Below are 15510 nucleotides of genomic sequence, written 5' to 3'. Positions count from 1 at the left end.
GGCAACAGCCTACAGATAGATATAGAGGGTGGATCATCAACGAGCGTCGACCTTTCCAGTTTGGTGGGCACGGACGACCAGATCGCCAATGAGGTGAACATTACGGATACTGCGGGCAACTTCACGGCCACGGAAGTGGAAGGTGCCTTGGCGGAACTCGCAGCGGCAAGCACGGATGACCAAACGGCATCTGAAGTATCTTATGACAATACCACCTCCGGTCTGACGGCAGTGGACACCCAGGCGGCTATCGATGAACTTGCCGCAGGCAGCACCGATGACCAGACGGTCGATGCGTTGACCTTCGACTCTGGAACCGGTGAGTTGGCCATTTCCTTGGAGGGTGATGGCGCTGTCCCGGTAACGGTTGATTTAAGTGCACTGGATACGGACGATCAAGTGGCCTCGGAAGTCGATTCGGACTCCCCTGTGGACGTTGATGGGGATGGAAGTACGGAAGCAACGGTTGAAGATGTCATTCAAGCCATTGCACCGATTACCTCAAAGGCAGCTAGAATTTTCTATCCACCATCAATCGCAGTTGATGCATCGACAATCGTCAATAATGCGACCATTGACTTATATCAAGAGTATATTGACCAATTTGGCAGCCCTACAATGGCAAGTACAGGTGCGCCAGCTGTTGTCCCGACATACACAAAAACGGAACTTTATTACTATGTTACCTATGCCGATCCAACAGTGCTGAATATTGATAGCATTAGTGCTGATGGGGTCATGCAATATGATGTAGTAGGTACGCCGTCGGATTACAATTCGTTGATCAATGTGGTATTTGTAGTAAAATAGATAATAACCATTAGCCCTGATCAGATTGAGTCCTAAACCTACATATAAAAAGTTATTCCTAAGTATTGTTTTTACACTACTTGGGATACTTGTGTCGAATGCCCAGTTTTTATTACAAGCCCCTAGCAGTTCGGATGAACACAACTACCAATGGTATGAGGCTTCCGATACCACAACGGTTTTGGGTACTGATTCTTTTTACGAAGTAACGGCACCGGGCATTTATTTTGCAACTTATGATGGTACGCTTTGCGGTTCAAATGCCACAGGGTATTTTATCGTAACCAATTGTAATTCACCTGAAAACGAGGTTACTTTGGACATTTCCGCTAATGTGGATTTATCCTCTGGGGCAACCCTTGATTGGACCCCTTCGGTTTCTGGAAATCAAACCAGTCCTACGGTATTATCAACGCAAAGTGTCGTGACGTATACGGCAACAGTGACCAAAGCTGGGAATAGTTTCGATCTGCCCAACTTTACAGTGGTATGTCTGGATCAGGCGGCTAATTTGGTAGATGATGTTGTCACTACGGATGAAGATGTGCCATTGGTAGTGGATATTTACGGCAATGATTCCGATTTGCCGACCTCAGGGGCTTTGACCTTTACCGATCCCACAAACGGGGTAGTTACCATAGATGATAATGCTACACCGAACAATCCGTCGGATGATGTGGTCACTTACACCCCAAATCCCGATTATAATGGTTTGGATACTTTTGATTATACGGTATGTAATTCTTCCGGGGATTGCAGTACGGCAACGGTATCCCTTGATATTCTGCCCATTGTTGATGCTATTGATGATACCGTAGCAACAGAAGAGGGGATACTCGTCGAAATTGCTATTTTGGCCAACGATAATGACATTCCGACCCTCGGAACCATTACGATTTCAAGCCCTTCAGACGGAACTTTGGTCCATGATGATAACGGTACACCTACCGATCCTTCGGACGATGCCGTAACCTATACGCCCAACAACGGTTTTGTCGGTAACGATACCTTTACCTATTCGATTTGTGATAATTCATCCAATTGTAGTACGGCCAATGTGGCGGTAGTTGTTTCAAACGCATTGGATCTGGATTCGGACGATGACGGAATCCTTGATAGTTTCGAGGATTTGGATTTGGATGGTGATGGCGATCCGTCGACCAATCCGACCGATAGTGACGGTGATGGTATACCTGATTATTTGGATATTGATAGTGACAATGACGGTATTCCTGACAATATCGAGGCACAGACGACGGATGGTTATATCTTACCAAGTCTAATTGATGCCAATGGCAATGGTCTTGATGATGCCTATGAAGTCGGTGCTTTAGGTCTATTCCCTGTAGACACCGATGGGGATAGTCTTCCCGATTATTTGGATGAGGACAGTGATAATGATAGTGTTCCTGACGCCATTGAAGGCCATGATTTCGATCATGATGGTATTGCCGATGTCTTCTTGATCGGGTCAGATAAGGATAATGACGGATTGGATGACAGTTATGAAGGGGATACCACGATTGACGTAGATGTTAATGATAAGTACAATGATCCTTTCTTGGACCTTCCGAATACGGATGGTGATTATGAGTCGGATTATAGGGATCCCAATGATGATGATGATGCATTAATGACCATTGATGAGGACTTGAATGGGGATGGGGATTTTTCCAATGATGATATCAACGGTAATGGAATACCCGATTATCTTGAGCCGAATGCCCCTGAAGAGGAAGTGGAGGTATTCAATGTCGTTACACCAAATGGCGATGGTGCACATGATGTATTGGTAATAGGCGGGTTGGATAATTACCCGAACAATACACTTAAAATTTATAATAGATGGGGTGTTTTGGTTTATACCACCAAGTCCTACAATACCAATGGGAATGTTTTCGATGGTACCTCCCAAGGTAGGGTTACCGTTGATAAAGACAATAAATTGCCTGTTGGCACCTATTTCTATATTCTTGATTATGAAAATGTGACGGGTGAAATAATAACGCTATCAGGGTATATATATATTAACAGATGATGATAAAGGCAAGAACTATGAAACATATTTCAGGGGTAATACAGACAGTAAGTTTTATAGGTATTGCGGTATTGTTCTTTACCACTAAAGTACAAGCCCAACAAGATGCCCAGTATACCCAGTATATGTATAATACCGTGAGTGTTAATCCGGGCTATGCAGGTTCTCGGGGAAATGCAAGTATTGCGGCCCTTCACAGGTCGCAATGGGTTGGTCTGGATGGGGCGCCAAAAACCCAAACGTTGAATATACATTCCCCCATTGGTTATAATGGGGTAGGTTTGGGATTGTCGATCGTCAATGATGAAATCGGTCCTACTTCTGAAACCTATTTGGATATTGACTTTTCGTATACCGTAAAACTTTCTGACGAAGGTAAATTGAGTTTTGGATTGAAGGCTAGTGGCCATTTGCTTGATATTCGTTTTTCCGAACTCAACCAGTATACTACGGATCAAACCTTACAACAGGATATCGATAACAAGTTTTCCCCTAATATCGGAGCTGGGGTATACTATCATACGGAAAGGTTTTATGCCGGTTTATCGGTACCAAGAATATTGGAAACCTCCCATTTTGATGAGTCTTCGTTATCCACGGCCAACGAGGAGATGAACTTTTATATGATTACAGGATACGTTTTTGATTTAAACCCTAATTTGAAATTCAAACCTACCATCCTCACTAAGATGGTAAAAGGCGCACCGCTTCAAGTGGATCTTTCCGCGAATTTTCTGCTCAATGACAAATTCATTCTTGGAGGGGCTTATCGATGGGATGCGGCTTTTAGCGGAATGTTCGGTTTTAATGTCAGTGAATCCCTATTAATAGGCTTGGCTTATGACCGTGAAGTTACGGAATTGGGAAGTGCCGCCTTTAATGATGGATCCTTTGAAATCATTTTCAGATATGATTTCATAAGTTCCAAAGGGTTTGTGAAATCCCCTCGGTTTTTCTAGTAATTATTCCTTTTATTTCATCCATCCTTATATTTTTACACTTGGCTTAACCCAAAAGTTGGGTAAAGGTCTTATTTTTACGGTATGAAGGAAGAAGAAGTGATTCTTGTGAACACCCAAGACGAGCAAATGGGTACCATGCCAAAAATGGAAGCCCATGAAAAAGCCTTGTTACATAGGGCATTTTCCGTTTTTATCATGAATGATAAAGGGGAGATCATGCTACAGCAAAGGGCAGCACACAAGTATCATTCTCCCTTATTATGGACCAATACCTGCTGTAGCCATCAACGGGAAGGTGAAACCAATATCGAAGCTGGTCGAAGAAGGTTACAGGAAGAAATGGGCTTTACAGCGGACTTGCGGGAATTGTTTTCCTTTATTTATAAAGCTCCGTTCGATAACGGACTTACCGAGCACGAATATGATCATGTGATGATGGGTTCCTATAGCGGTGATCCAAAGATAAATCCCGAAGAAGTAGCGGATTTTAAATGGATGAGCCCCGAGGAAATCCAAAAAGATATTGCCGAAAATCCGGAAGATTATACGGTTTGGTTCAAGATCATTTTTGAAAAGTTCTTCGACCATTTAATGCATCATAATACGAACCATGAAAGTTAAAGTCAGTAGAAAGGCGCATTTTAACGCAGCGCACCGGTTGTTTCGGCCAGATTGGGACGATGCCAAAAACAGTGATGTTTTCGGGAAATGCAATAATCCCAATTATCACGGGCATAATTATGATTTGGTGGTCAGCGTATATGGTGATATAGATAAGGAGACGGGTTTTGTGATGGATATGAAAATCCTGAAAGCCTTGATTAAGGATAAGATCGAAGATGTCTTGGATCATAAAAACCTTAATGTTGAAGTGCCGGAATTCAAACATTTGAATCCGACAGCAGAGAATATTGCGGTATTTATTTGGAACAAACTCAGACCACATATAGATGCCTCTAAAGACCTGGAAGTGGTCCTTTACGAAACCCCGAGGAATTTCGTGACCTATTCCGGTGAATAATCGATGAAAGAATTATATAAATACAAATTAATTACATGAACCTCTATCCATTTAAATTCCAACCGATATTAAAAGAACGCCTTTGGGGCGGCACCAAATTAAAAGAAGTATTGGGAAAACCCATTGAAAGTGATATTACCGGTGAAAGTTGGGAGCTTTCAGCCGTACAAGGTGATATTTCAACGGTGGCCAATGGCCCTTTGGCCGGTACCACACTCCAGGAAATCATTGATGAACAGCCCGAAGCATTATTGGGTAAGGATGTTTTTGAGCGTTTTGGGAAAGACTTTCCTATCCTTATCAAGTTCATAGACGCCAAACAGGATCTATCCATACAATTGCACCCCAATGATGAATTGGCCAAAAAGCGACATGATTCTTTCGGAAAAACCGAAATGTGGTATGTTATGGATGCCGATCCGGGAGCCAATCTTATTGTTGGTTTCAATAAAAACGTGACCAAGGAAGAATATTCCAAAAGTTTGGATAATGACACCCTTTTGGATTTATTGAACTATGAACAGGTAAAAGAAGGGGATACCTTTTTCATCAATACCGGAAAAATACATGCTATTGGGGCCGGGGTACTTTTGGCCGAAATTCAGCAGACCTCCGATATAACCTATCGTGTTTTTGATTTCAACAGGAAAGATAAAAACGGGAACTTAAGGGAGTTACATACCGATTTGGCCCTAGATGCCATGGATTATGATAAAAAGGACGATTTTAAGGTGGCGTATGACCGAAAATCGGATGCGGTAAATACCATGGTCGATTGTCCTTATTTCAAAACCAATTTTTTACAATTGGAGAAAGACTTGAGCCTTGATGTTTCAGATAGATCTTCATTTACGATTTTAATGTGTGTGGGGGGGTCGGCAGAGATCGTAACCAATAGTGGTGCCGTGGCTATTCAGAAAGGGGAGACCGTTTTGGTTCCTGCTGATACGGAAAGCATCGACATACATACATCGAATACTAAATTGCTGGAGGTCACGGTATAAATGAAATAAGTTCGATTACTTGAAGAAGGAAAAACTAAAAACAGTATTTTTGCAAAAAAATAAATAGACTATGGCAAGTATAAGGGATTTAAAAAAAGATATAAATTTTGTTTTAGGGGATATCATTGAAGCGGTATACATCGTTGAAGGTACCAACGGTAAAAACGACTCCTCTGAAGGAAGCAAGATCATTGACGAGGCTATCGAGACTTTCGACAGTTTGATCGTTAAGGTAAACGACAAAAGTGTTGAGGACAGAAAAGCCCACTTAAAAAGTGTTCGTCAAGAATTGGAAGAAAAAGCAACCGCTTTGGTAGATCAATTGAATAAGTTGCAATAAGAAAGAACTATAAAATAGTTGAAAAAAAATCCCGCCTTGGCGGGATTTTTTTTATTGCTTCTTTTTTCTAAGTTCCAGAAACACCTGGAGTTCCTTCCCATATTTGGAATCCGCGACTTCGGGAGTCAATGAATTGTTGATAGAATCCAGATATTTAATATTGGCATCGGATACTTCGGTCAATGCTATATAGGGGGCGATATAAGAATCTTTATTGTTTAAGGCATAATTCAATGCGAAAGCATACCCTTTTTGAATATTTTTATAGGATAGGTTTTCAATGGAATCGAGTTGGGCGGAGTCGAAGGCTGCAGTACTATTTGCCGTTTCCTGTATGATTTCAAGGCTACGTTTGTTGAACCGTGACATGACCTTTTGGTATTCTTCCAATTTTTTTTGAGTGGCAGAGCCTTCGATATTGGCATTGGAATCAAAAGTGTTCCAACTCGTATTGATCGTAATGTTGCCCGGTTCGCCAAAAAAGGTGATTCTATCATTAACATCATTATAGTCCTTTTTATTCAGGTACAAATAAAAAATCTCAGGACTTTCCAGTTTTGTTTTAAAGGTAAAATTTCCATCTCCCTCTATTTGCAGGGAATCTATGGTTACCAAAATGGAATCGGGTATATGCTGTAAATACAAGGTGCCTTTTTTCAGGCCCTTGACATTTCCGGTCACGACCATGGTGTTCGATGTATCCTCATTGCAGGATGCGATAAAAAGGGCGATTAAGCCAAAAAAGAGAAAATGTTTCATTTGAATGTAATTTCTACGGCGACTACAATTGCCGAATGTGACGTACTTATTCCGTGCCGCAAATATCAATAAAATAATTGAGTTTGAATATCAACTTTTAAGTGCAATTTGTTTGAAATTTACCAATTAGGGCGTTTGATTTTAAATGGGGCTACACATTGGCCGCTATTTCCATGAGAAGGCCACAAATATAGGCACCCGCAGTACCGACCACGTAACCCAGGACTGCCAAAAGTATTCCCACAGAGGTTAGGGAAGGATGGAATTCCGCAGCTACGATAGGGGCGGAGGCTGCCCCCCCTACATTGGCCTGACTGCCGACCGCAAGAAAGAAAAATGGTGCCTTGATCATTTTGGCGACCAAGATCAGTAGTCCGGCATGAATGGAAATCCAAATGATCCCAACGGCTATCAGGCCTGGGTTTTCCAAGAATCGCCCCAGATCCATTTTCATACCGATGGTAGCTACGAGTATGTAAATGAACAAGCCGCCTATCTTACTGGCACCGGCACCTTCGTAATTTTTTGCTTTGGTGAACGACAATAAAATGCCTACGGTCGTAGCGAAAACGACCATCCATAAAAATTTGGAACCCAAAGAGGATAATGCCTTCTCCTTATTTCTTATGACTTCGAAAGTGTTTTCCAGGTATTGGGCAAAATGCTCTGCCAAAAAATGGGATATACCAACGGCAAAAAAGGACAAACACAACAATATAATATAATCATGGAGTGTGGGGACCCTTGTTATCTTTTCGGTATGGGCCGATACTTTTGCCTTTAAGGTCGTTATGGATGAATTATCTGCTTTTAGCCATTTATCTATTTTGTCCGATTTACCTACCCCCAATAGGATAATGGCCATCCAGATGTTGGCAACAACAATATCAATAAGTACCATATCCCCGAATTTCTTGGGATTGAATTGGAATACTTCGAGCATGGCAGCCTGGTTGGCCCCGCCACCGATCCAACTACCGGCTATGGTGGTCAGACCACGCCAAACTGCATCGAAGCCGACACCACCAACCGTTTCAGGTGAGAAAATCGAGACGATCAATATGGCAATAGGACCCCCGATGACAATACCCACAGTCCCTGTTAAAAACATGATCAAGGCTTTTGAACCTAAGTTCATAATGGCTTTTAAATCGATGCTCAAGGTCATCAAGACCAATGCAGCCGGTAAAAGATAGCGACTTGCGATGTAATACAGGTTGGAATCCGCTTCCGAAATCAGGCCAATACTTGTTAAAACGGCCGGAAGCATATAGCACATCAACAAGGTAGGGATAATGGTATAGAATTTTTTCCAGAATCCTTTTTTTATTGATGAGGTATAGAAAACAAATCCTAAGCATAGGCTTAACAGGCCAAGAATAACGGTATCTTCAGTAAGTGGTAATTGATGCATTGTAGCTGGATTGGGATGTTAGGTTCAAATATAGTTAAATCTTAAAATGTTGCTTTAAAAAATGGGCTACGCCGTCCTCTGTATTCTCCATTGTGATATGGTCCGCTATTTTTTTCACCTCTTTACGGGCATTGCCCATGGCCACGCCGCAACCTGCAAGCCTTAACATTTCGGCATCATTGTAATTGTCCCCAAAGGCAATGATGTCTTTAAGCGAATAGCGGTTTTCGATCAACAGTTCTATGGCCGATAGTTTGGAGACGTCTTTTGGACTGAGCTCGATCAACGTATCGTTAGAACGATAAATGTTCAAAATATTGGAATAGGAGGACACTAATTTCGGTTGTATGCGTTCAATGGTTTCATAAGTACCCATAAGCATTATTTTATGGGCACCGATATCCCTTTTTTCCCAATCGGTAAGGGTTTCCGCGTTTTTTTGATATACAGGAGTGGTCTTGGTATTGTTGATTTCCTTGGTTACCCGTTCCGAGTTTTCTTCTACGTACCATTCATCCTTGAAATAGAGGCCAAGTTTAATGTCATGATCGTTGCTCAGGTGGTATAACGATTCCAAAGTCTCCATAGGAATGATTGAGGAGTGTATTTCTTCAAGGCCATCGAGTACCAAGGCACCATTATAACATATGATAGGTTCATCCACGATACCTAGGCTTTCCTGTATGTATCGCATGGATTTGGGCATTCTGGCCGATACCAGTATTATTTTCGTACTAGGTTTTATTCGATGTATTTCGGAAATCGTAAAAGGGGAAACATCACTTTTGGTAGACAATAAGGTGCCATCCAAATCGGAACATAAGATTTTATGGTTCATGCTATATATTTAGCCAGTATGTAAATTTCAGGTTTATAGTTCGTATTCTGGGTGCAAAAGTATTGACAAAATAGTTATCATTATACACTAAATATAAATCTGATAGTGGGGCGAACCTCCATTGTAATCTTGAATTGAGTCCAAAATTATCCTGTTGCGTACTATATTGTACCAAGGTAGACCAAAACAGCGATTTGTTGAAAGTGATATTGATGTTCTGACTGAGCAACCATAAATCGGCACTGGCATAGGGCTGTGGCAGTTTGATCTTATTGTAATCAACAAGCATTGAAATATAGACTTTGGGTTGTATACGGTATGTCATGGTACTTTGGAACGCATAACGTCTGCCGTTATAGAAATTTCCCAATGTGGTTTCCATCTTATAGGAAAAAAGCTTTCTGCTATCGGAAGAATATTCCAATTGGATATTGTTGTAATGATAGCCAACATTTTCGGGTAAGGCTATTGCATCGTCCTTTCCGGTAGGTTCGAACTCATCGGTCAAAAAGGTGTATTCGTTTTTTAGAGTCAGATTGAAGTTGGAAGAATCGACAAATTTGGCTTCCCATTCACCTTGAAACTTATAATCGGTATTTTGTAAGTCCATACTTGGACTCCATATAAATACGGGGAAGAATTGAAAACTATGGGAATTGATGATGCCTTTTTTGGGCCAAAAGACCTTTTCAAAGCCCACGTAGCCCTTTAATATATCGGTTCTACGAATGTAACCCAGGTCAGATCTATAGTCTTCCCCTACATACACCAATTTTGAAAAGGTGTTATAATATCTTGAATTATAATCCAATTTTGTTCCGGCAGAATTATCTTTGCCACCGCTGTTATGCGCAAAGGATTTATGTACGAAGAATTTGCCATTCCACCTATTTCCTTTTGAAATAAGATCATAATCAATACCGAGAACGCGGTTATACCTGTCCTCATCTTCCTGAAAGTCATAATTCTTGAAAGTTTGCCTGTTAATGAGGAACATACTGACATTGGATCGTCCGAATACACGTTGTTGAAGGGCCAGCATCAGGTTGTTGTTCGATGCGATTTGGTTTTCCTCATCTGCTTCGGTCTGTATGTCCAAAAACCCAAGTCGTAAGCCTTTGTTCAGCTTACCACTTAATCGTACCCCTCCTATGATCTTGTTTTCAATGGAATTGTCGGCTGTATCGGTAGCGATACCGATCCTTCTCGAAAAAAACGGATTTTCTTGGCTGGTATCCCCAAAACTTGAAAAAAGATCACTATTGTCGATAAAGAACTGTCTTTTTTCAGGAAGGGAAATTTCAAATCGAGTGAGGTTGGTCACTTGGTCATCCACTTCGACCTGGGAAAAATCGGGATTCACGGTAATATCCAAATTCATACTATTACCGATAGCGAATTTGGCATCCCCGCCTACTTTTATATTATTGAGTTTTTCGTCGTTTTCGAAATCGTTTTGGGAAATGGTATTTACATAAGGTATGATCGCCAATGGACTCCTCGATTTTCCCAAGGGTCTTTCAAAAAGCATATCCCCCATAAAAGTTAGGCCGTAGATGTTTTGATTTTGGGGGATGTTCATCCAGGTACTGTTTTCGTTTGATTGGGTGTCAAAACGATAACAATTGAAACGCCATTTGGTTTCCCCTTCTTTGAACTTAAAAGCCGTAAGGGGAATGATCAATTCGGAAGTGTAGCGATCTTCATATCTTTTCGAATCCCCTTTCCATTTGGTATCCCAGGAAATCGTAAAACCTGTAAGGTCATTGCCACCGCCTGAAACCAAACCTTCCCTTCGCACCCCATAAGGATTTATACCGAATAAAAAGGCATTTGCACCATCGTTGAACGTATCGAACAACAAGGTTATATTATCGCTGTTTCCTGCCCTAAAGTCCCTTTTTAGGGACTCGACACGGAAATCTTTCCCCAAAGTATAAACGGTAACACCGATATATAGATTTTCGTCATCAAAGAGCATCTTGATGTCGGTCTGTTTGGTGGCCAAGATGGAGTCTGAAGGAAAATATTGCCAAAAATCAAGGGCACTTTCAGCCTTTTTCCAAACAGCTTCATCAAGGATGCCATCCGGGGTTATGGTCGTTTCCTTGGGAATGGTCTTTACGGTGAATTTCTTTGGGCGCGATTGGGCGTTAAGTAATAAAGAGGAACATAAAAGCGCTAGAACACTTGCGTATTTTAACATGGAAAGTTGGTTTAGCTGGCTTGGTATTCAAATTTAGGATATAAATGCCGAAAGTAACGGCAAATACCTATAGAATGATGGATATTTTTATGGCAATATAAATAGAAGTGTTAAAACTTAATAAACATCCTTGTTTATTGTCGATTTCATAAAAAGGTTGACGTCAAGAGTCGGAGGATAGCTTCAAAAAGGTCTTAAGTCCCCTTTTTCGTTGCCCCGAATGAAAGCCGTATCTTTCGAAGGAATTTAGGATTAAAAACCGATTGGGAAAGCTATCCGTTTTTCTTTTTAGGCTCACGATTGGCTTCTTTTAGACTTTTCATGAGCATCCATTCTATTTGTCCGTTGGTACTACGGAATTCGTCGGCAGCCCATTTCTCGATTGCTTTTAGCATTTCTTCATTCAACCGTAACGCAAAGCCTTTTTTCTTGCTCATGATCCTCTTTTAAAATACCTGGCGATTATTTGATTTGCTTCGGTTTCCATTTGGGTTCCCAGCAATAGTTTTTTACCTGTTTTGAGTTCAATTTGTATGCCTTTGTCTCCTTTGACATTGTACGCTTTCCCTTTTCCTATCGAAGTTCGGTATCCCCATCCACCATATTCCAAAATCGGGTTATAGGTTCTGACATGACAATGCTGGATTTCATCCCAGGTTATTTTTTTGGGAGTGAAATGGAAGGGTGAGAATTGGTATTTGATGCCATTTTCATCTATTTCCGTATGTAATTTTAAAAAATAGAATACCAGCAAAAGAGGTAAAACGGATAGAATGACGATCAATTGTCCCACCGAATCACCGGCAGCTACATTGCCTACCGCTTCATTCTTGAAATACCAGTGATAAATGGCGTAGATAAGAAATATTATTGAGGCTATATGGATCAATTGCAGCCACCATTGGTTGAAGCGTTGTGTTTCATTGAATACCCTCATTTTTTAATGGTTTAATGTTCCTGCATTGACTATGGGTGAAGCATCTTTGTCCGAACAGAGTACGACCATTAAGTTACTTACCATAGCGGCTTTTCGTTCCTCATCCAAATCTACCAATTCTTTTTTGCCTAATTCTGCCAAGGCCATTTCAACCATACTTACGGCACCTTCCACGATTTTATGACGTGCTGCGACAATCGCAGTGGCTTGTTGTCGTTTTAGCATGGCGTTTGCGATTTCCTGTGCATAGGCCAGATATCCGATACGTGCTTCCATAACTTCGATTCCGGCCATCGACAATCGCTCTTGCAGTTCTTTTTCCAATGTTAAGCTCACTTCATTGACACTGGACCGTAAGGTAATGTCCTCATCATGGCCATCATCGGCAAAATTATCATAGGGGTACATACTGGCCAATTTACGAACGGCTGCATCGGTCTGTACCCTAACGAAATTTTTATAGTCATCAACATCAAAAGCGGCTTTATAGGTGTCGGTCACCCGCCAAACCAAGATGGTACTGATCATTACCGGGTTGCCCAATTTGTCATTTACCTTTAAGCGTTCGCTATCGAAATTGCTGGCACGCAATGAAATCTTTTTCTTTGAATAAAGGGGGTTTACCCAAAAAAGACCATTGCTTTTTATGGTCCCCACATATTTGCCGAATAAAAGCAGGACCCTTGAACTATTTGGGTTGACCAATACAAAACCAGGGACCATCAGTAATGCAATGACAAGGGCTACAACAGCGGAAATGTTCGGGGCCTGTATTAACACGAGGAGCCCTCCAAAGAATAAAACAACAAAGATTACCAGTATGATATAGCCATTTATCGGGGTAGCGTTTTTCTCTTGTGCCATGATCTATTGTTTTTTAGTGATATTAAAATGATATCATAAATATATGAAAATAAATTAATATCCTGACTTTTTTATCGCACAAACCCTTTGATTTATTCTTTAGTCCTAAATTTTTTGACTCGCTTTTTATTTGGATTCTTAAAAAGGCGTTTGAAAAATCCATCCCGTTTTATCGGTTCACAATCCAATAATTCCAGTACGGAGCTGTCGGTTTTCGGAAACCTGGCTTGGGTAATCCGATTGTACTTTGATCGGGCATTCAGTTTTTGATACCAAATGGCGAATAGGGGAAGGGCGGCATTTGCCCCTTGGCCTAGGCTTGTATTTTTGAATCCAATTTCATGATTGTCAAGGCCTACCCAACTCACATGTACCAGTTTGGGCGTTATGGCAACGAACCAAGCGTCCTTGTTATTTTGGGTCGTACCCGTTTTACCCGCAATTTCATTTTTTAAGTTGTAGGTCGTACGTATACGCGAGGCAGTACCTTGATCAATCGTAGACTTCATCATTTCTAGCATTATCTCTCCTGTTTCTTTAGAAAAAGCACGGTTTTTTGTCTTTTTTGGGGTAAAATGGGCCAAAATGGAATCGTTTTGGTTTGTTATGGTTTCGATAAAGAAAGGTGCCACGGCCACGCCATCGTTTACATAACTGGTGTAGGCCTGGGACAATTCGGTAACATAAAGTTCCCCAGTACCCAAGGCCAAAGAGGGCTGACGGGGGAGTTCGGATGCTATCCCCATTTTTTTGGCCTGTTCGATGACGCTATTGATACCGGATTTTTCCAAAACCTTTACGGCCACCGTATTCACCGAATGGCTCAAGGCCATCTCCATGGAATAGTTGAGGTAAGCCTCATCCTTTTCCCCAGAGTTACTGGGGGACCAACCCTTTAAGTTCTCATAGGCAACTTCCTCGGCAGAAAAATAGGTGCATGGCGATAGCCCTTTTTCAAGGGCGGCCGTATACACGATGGGTTTGAAAGTAGAACCTACCTGCCGTTTGCTATGTGCTATATGATCATATTTGAAATGCCTGTAATCGATGCCGCCTATCCATGTTTTTACGGCTCCTGTATTGGGGTCGACCGATAATGAACCGGTATTGAGAAATTTCATATAATGTTGTACGCTATCGATCGTACTGGCCTTTACGGTTTTTTCTCCCGTCCAATCACCTAGATTCATCGATTTCTTTATCTTGAGCGAATCCATTATTCTGGATTCGTCCCATCCGAGTTTCTTGAGTTTTTGGTAAGCCGGCGTTCTCTTCACCATTTTATGGATCAAGTCTTTATTCTTTAACCAGGGGGCATTTTTACCATAACTCTGTTCTAATCTTTTTTGAAGGGAGGCCATGTGTTCTGCCATGGTTTCTTCTGCCAATGCCTGCATTTTGGAATCCAAGGTGGTATAAATTTTCAAACCTGAGGTATACAGATTGTAATTGGCACCACGTTCATTTTCAAGTTGACACCAATTTCTCATTTTTTTTCGTACTTCCTCCCTAAAATAGGGGGCTAAACCCATGTCATGATCGAATTCCCGATAATCCAAATTCAAGGGTAGGGCCAAAAGGCTATCTTTTTCAATTGAATCGAGAAAACCATTCTTAACCATTGAGGCCAATACTAGATTCCTTCTTGCAATACTCTTTTTAGGGAATAATCTAGGATTATAACTATGGGTGGCTTTTAGCATTCCAATGAGGGTTGCGGTTTCTTCAACGGTAAGTTGGCGGGTAGGTGTATTGAAAAACTTGAGTGCAGCACTTTCAATACCAAAGGTATTGCCTCCAAAGGAGACGGTGTTTAAGTAATGGACAAGTATCTCATCTTTGGTGAACAGGTTTTCCAATCGCTTGGCGATTATCATTTCCTTAACCTTGTCCACAACAAGGTTGGTGTTATTGCGTTCTTTCCTGGGATAAAGGTTTTTGGCCAATTGCTGGGTTAGCGTACTGCCACCTCCTGAGGATTGGTCTTGCATTGCTATCGTTTTTACCGCTACCCGCATAAGGCTTCGGTAATCGATGCCCGAATGTTCATAAAAACGCTCATCTTCAATAGCGATCAAGGCATTTTTGACCTGTTCGGGAATATCCTCAAAGGGAATAGGTTGTTGGTCGTTCAAATAATATTTGCCGATCAACACGCTATCGGCCGAATAAACTTCGGAAGCTCTGTTGTAATGTAAGGTGGAAAGTTCTTGGTTACTTGGTAATTGGCCCCAGAATCCCATGCGGACACTTAATAGGAACGCAAAAATCATTACCAGTGTTGCCAATGATAATTTTAGCAGAAGCTTGATAAAAA

Annotated in this window: 14 protein-coding genes and 1 pseudogene; 7 read left to right on the top strand and 8 right to left on the bottom strand. The window is 41.4% G+C overall.

From position 1 onward, the window contains the following. From PHU20_RS06060 to PHU20_RS06030, 7 genes and pseudogenes are all read left to right on the top strand, one after another. Positions 1 to 810 (top strand): annotated as a pseudogene (locus PHU20_RS06060) (hypothetical protein); the annotation flags it as partial. Positions 811 to 901: 91 nt separating this feature from the next. Beyond that, positions 902 to 2848, top strand: a complete 1947-nt coding sequence (locus tag PHU20_RS06055) for a T9SS type B sorting domain-containing protein (RefSeq protein WP_274824447.1) — start codon at positions 902 to 904, stop codon at positions 2846 to 2848. Positions 2849 to 2865: 17 nt separating this feature from the next. Beyond that, positions 2866 to 3807 (top strand): PorP/SprF family type IX secretion system membrane protein, encoded by a 942-nt coding sequence (locus tag PHU20_RS06050; RefSeq protein WP_274824446.1) that lies wholly within the window; start codon positions 2866 to 2868, stop codon positions 3805 to 3807. 84 nt (positions 3808 to 3891) lie between these two features. Next, positions 3892 to 4431 carry an isopentenyl-diphosphate Delta-isomerase gene (gene idi, locus PHU20_RS06045; RefSeq protein WP_274824445.1) on the top strand — a complete coding sequence of 180 codons (540 nt, stop codon included), beginning with the start codon at positions 3892 to 3894 and terminating at the stop codon, positions 4429 to 4431. Next, a complete protein-coding gene (locus PHU20_RS06040; protein ID WP_274824444.1) occupies positions 4421 to 4831 on the top strand; it encodes a 6-pyruvoyl trahydropterin synthase family protein in 411 nt (136 codons plus the stop codon). The genes idi and PHU20_RS06040 overlap by 11 nt, the downstream gene beginning before the upstream one ends. Positions 4832 to 4866: 35 nt before the next feature. Next, positions 4867 to 5835: a type I phosphomannose isomerase catalytic subunit gene (locus tag PHU20_RS06035; RefSeq protein ID WP_274824443.1), complete on the top strand. Its 969-nt coding sequence runs from the start codon at positions 4867 to 4869 to the stop codon at positions 5833 to 5835. A 70-nt stretch (positions 5836 to 5905) separates the two neighbouring features. Further along, positions 5906 to 6175, top strand: a complete 270-nt coding sequence (locus PHU20_RS06030) for a hypothetical protein (protein ID WP_274824442.1) — start codon at positions 5906 to 5908, stop codon at positions 6173 to 6175. Positions 6176 to 6226: 51 nt separating this feature from the next. Here the strand turns inward: PHU20_RS06030 and PHU20_RS06025 are convergent, their stop codons facing one another. The 8 genes from PHU20_RS06025 to PHU20_RS05990 form a co-directional block, all read right to left on the bottom strand. Then, positions 6227 to 6934 carry a DUF4369 domain-containing protein gene (locus PHU20_RS06025; protein ID WP_274824441.1) on the bottom strand — a complete coding sequence of 236 codons (708 nt, stop codon included), beginning with the start codon at positions 6932 to 6934 and terminating at the stop codon, positions 6227 to 6229. 151 nt (positions 6935 to 7085) lie between these two features. Further along, complete coding sequence (locus PHU20_RS06020) at positions 7086 to 8348, bottom strand: DUF819 family protein (RefSeq protein ID WP_274824440.1); 1263 nt, start codon at positions 8346 to 8348, stop codon at positions 7086 to 7088. Between the two features lie 34 nt (positions 8349 to 8382). Continuing rightward, positions 8383 to 9186 carry a Cof-type HAD-IIB family hydrolase gene (locus tag PHU20_RS06015; protein WP_274824439.1) on the bottom strand — a complete coding sequence of 268 codons (804 nt, stop codon included), beginning with the start codon at positions 9184 to 9186 and terminating at the stop codon, positions 8383 to 8385. Between the two features lies 1 nt (position 9187). Beyond that, on the bottom strand, positions 9188 to 11392 hold the full coding sequence (locus PHU20_RS06010) for a DUF5916 domain-containing protein (RefSeq protein ID WP_274824438.1): 2205 nt from the start codon (positions 11390 to 11392) through the stop codon (positions 9188 to 9190). Between the two features lie 272 nt (positions 11393 to 11664). Next, on the bottom strand, positions 11665 to 11829 hold the full coding sequence (locus PHU20_RS06005; RefSeq protein ID WP_274824437.1) for a type II toxin-antitoxin system antitoxin: 165 nt from the start codon (positions 11827 to 11829) through the stop codon (positions 11665 to 11667). Next, the gene (locus PHU20_RS06000) at positions 11826 to 12329 is read right to left on the bottom strand and encodes a hypothetical protein (protein WP_274824436.1); all 504 of its coding nucleotides are present in this window, start codon (positions 12327 to 12329) and stop codon (positions 11826 to 11828) included. The genes PHU20_RS06005 and PHU20_RS06000 overlap by 4 nt, the downstream gene beginning before the upstream one ends. 3 nt (positions 12330 to 12332) lie before the next feature. Next, positions 12333 to 13193, bottom strand: coding sequence for an SPFH domain-containing protein (locus PHU20_RS05995; RefSeq protein ID WP_274824435.1), 861 nt, complete (start codon positions 13191 to 13193; stop codon positions 12333 to 12335). A 92-nt stretch (positions 13194 to 13285) separates the two neighbouring features. After that, complete coding sequence (locus PHU20_RS05990; protein WP_274824434.1) at positions 13286 to 15481, bottom strand: transglycosylase domain-containing protein; 2196 nt, start codon at positions 15479 to 15481, stop codon at positions 13286 to 13288. Positions 15482 to 15510 lie beyond the last annotated feature (29 nt).

This window comes from Maribacter polysaccharolyticus (assembly GCF_028882255.1).
Taxonomy (GTDB): Bacteria; Bacteroidota; Bacteroidia; order Flavobacteriales; family Flavobacteriaceae; genus Maribacter_A; species Maribacter_A polysaccharolyticus.
Note: the sequence above shows the minus strand (reverse complement) of the source record. Positions and strands in the feature narration are given on the sequence as shown.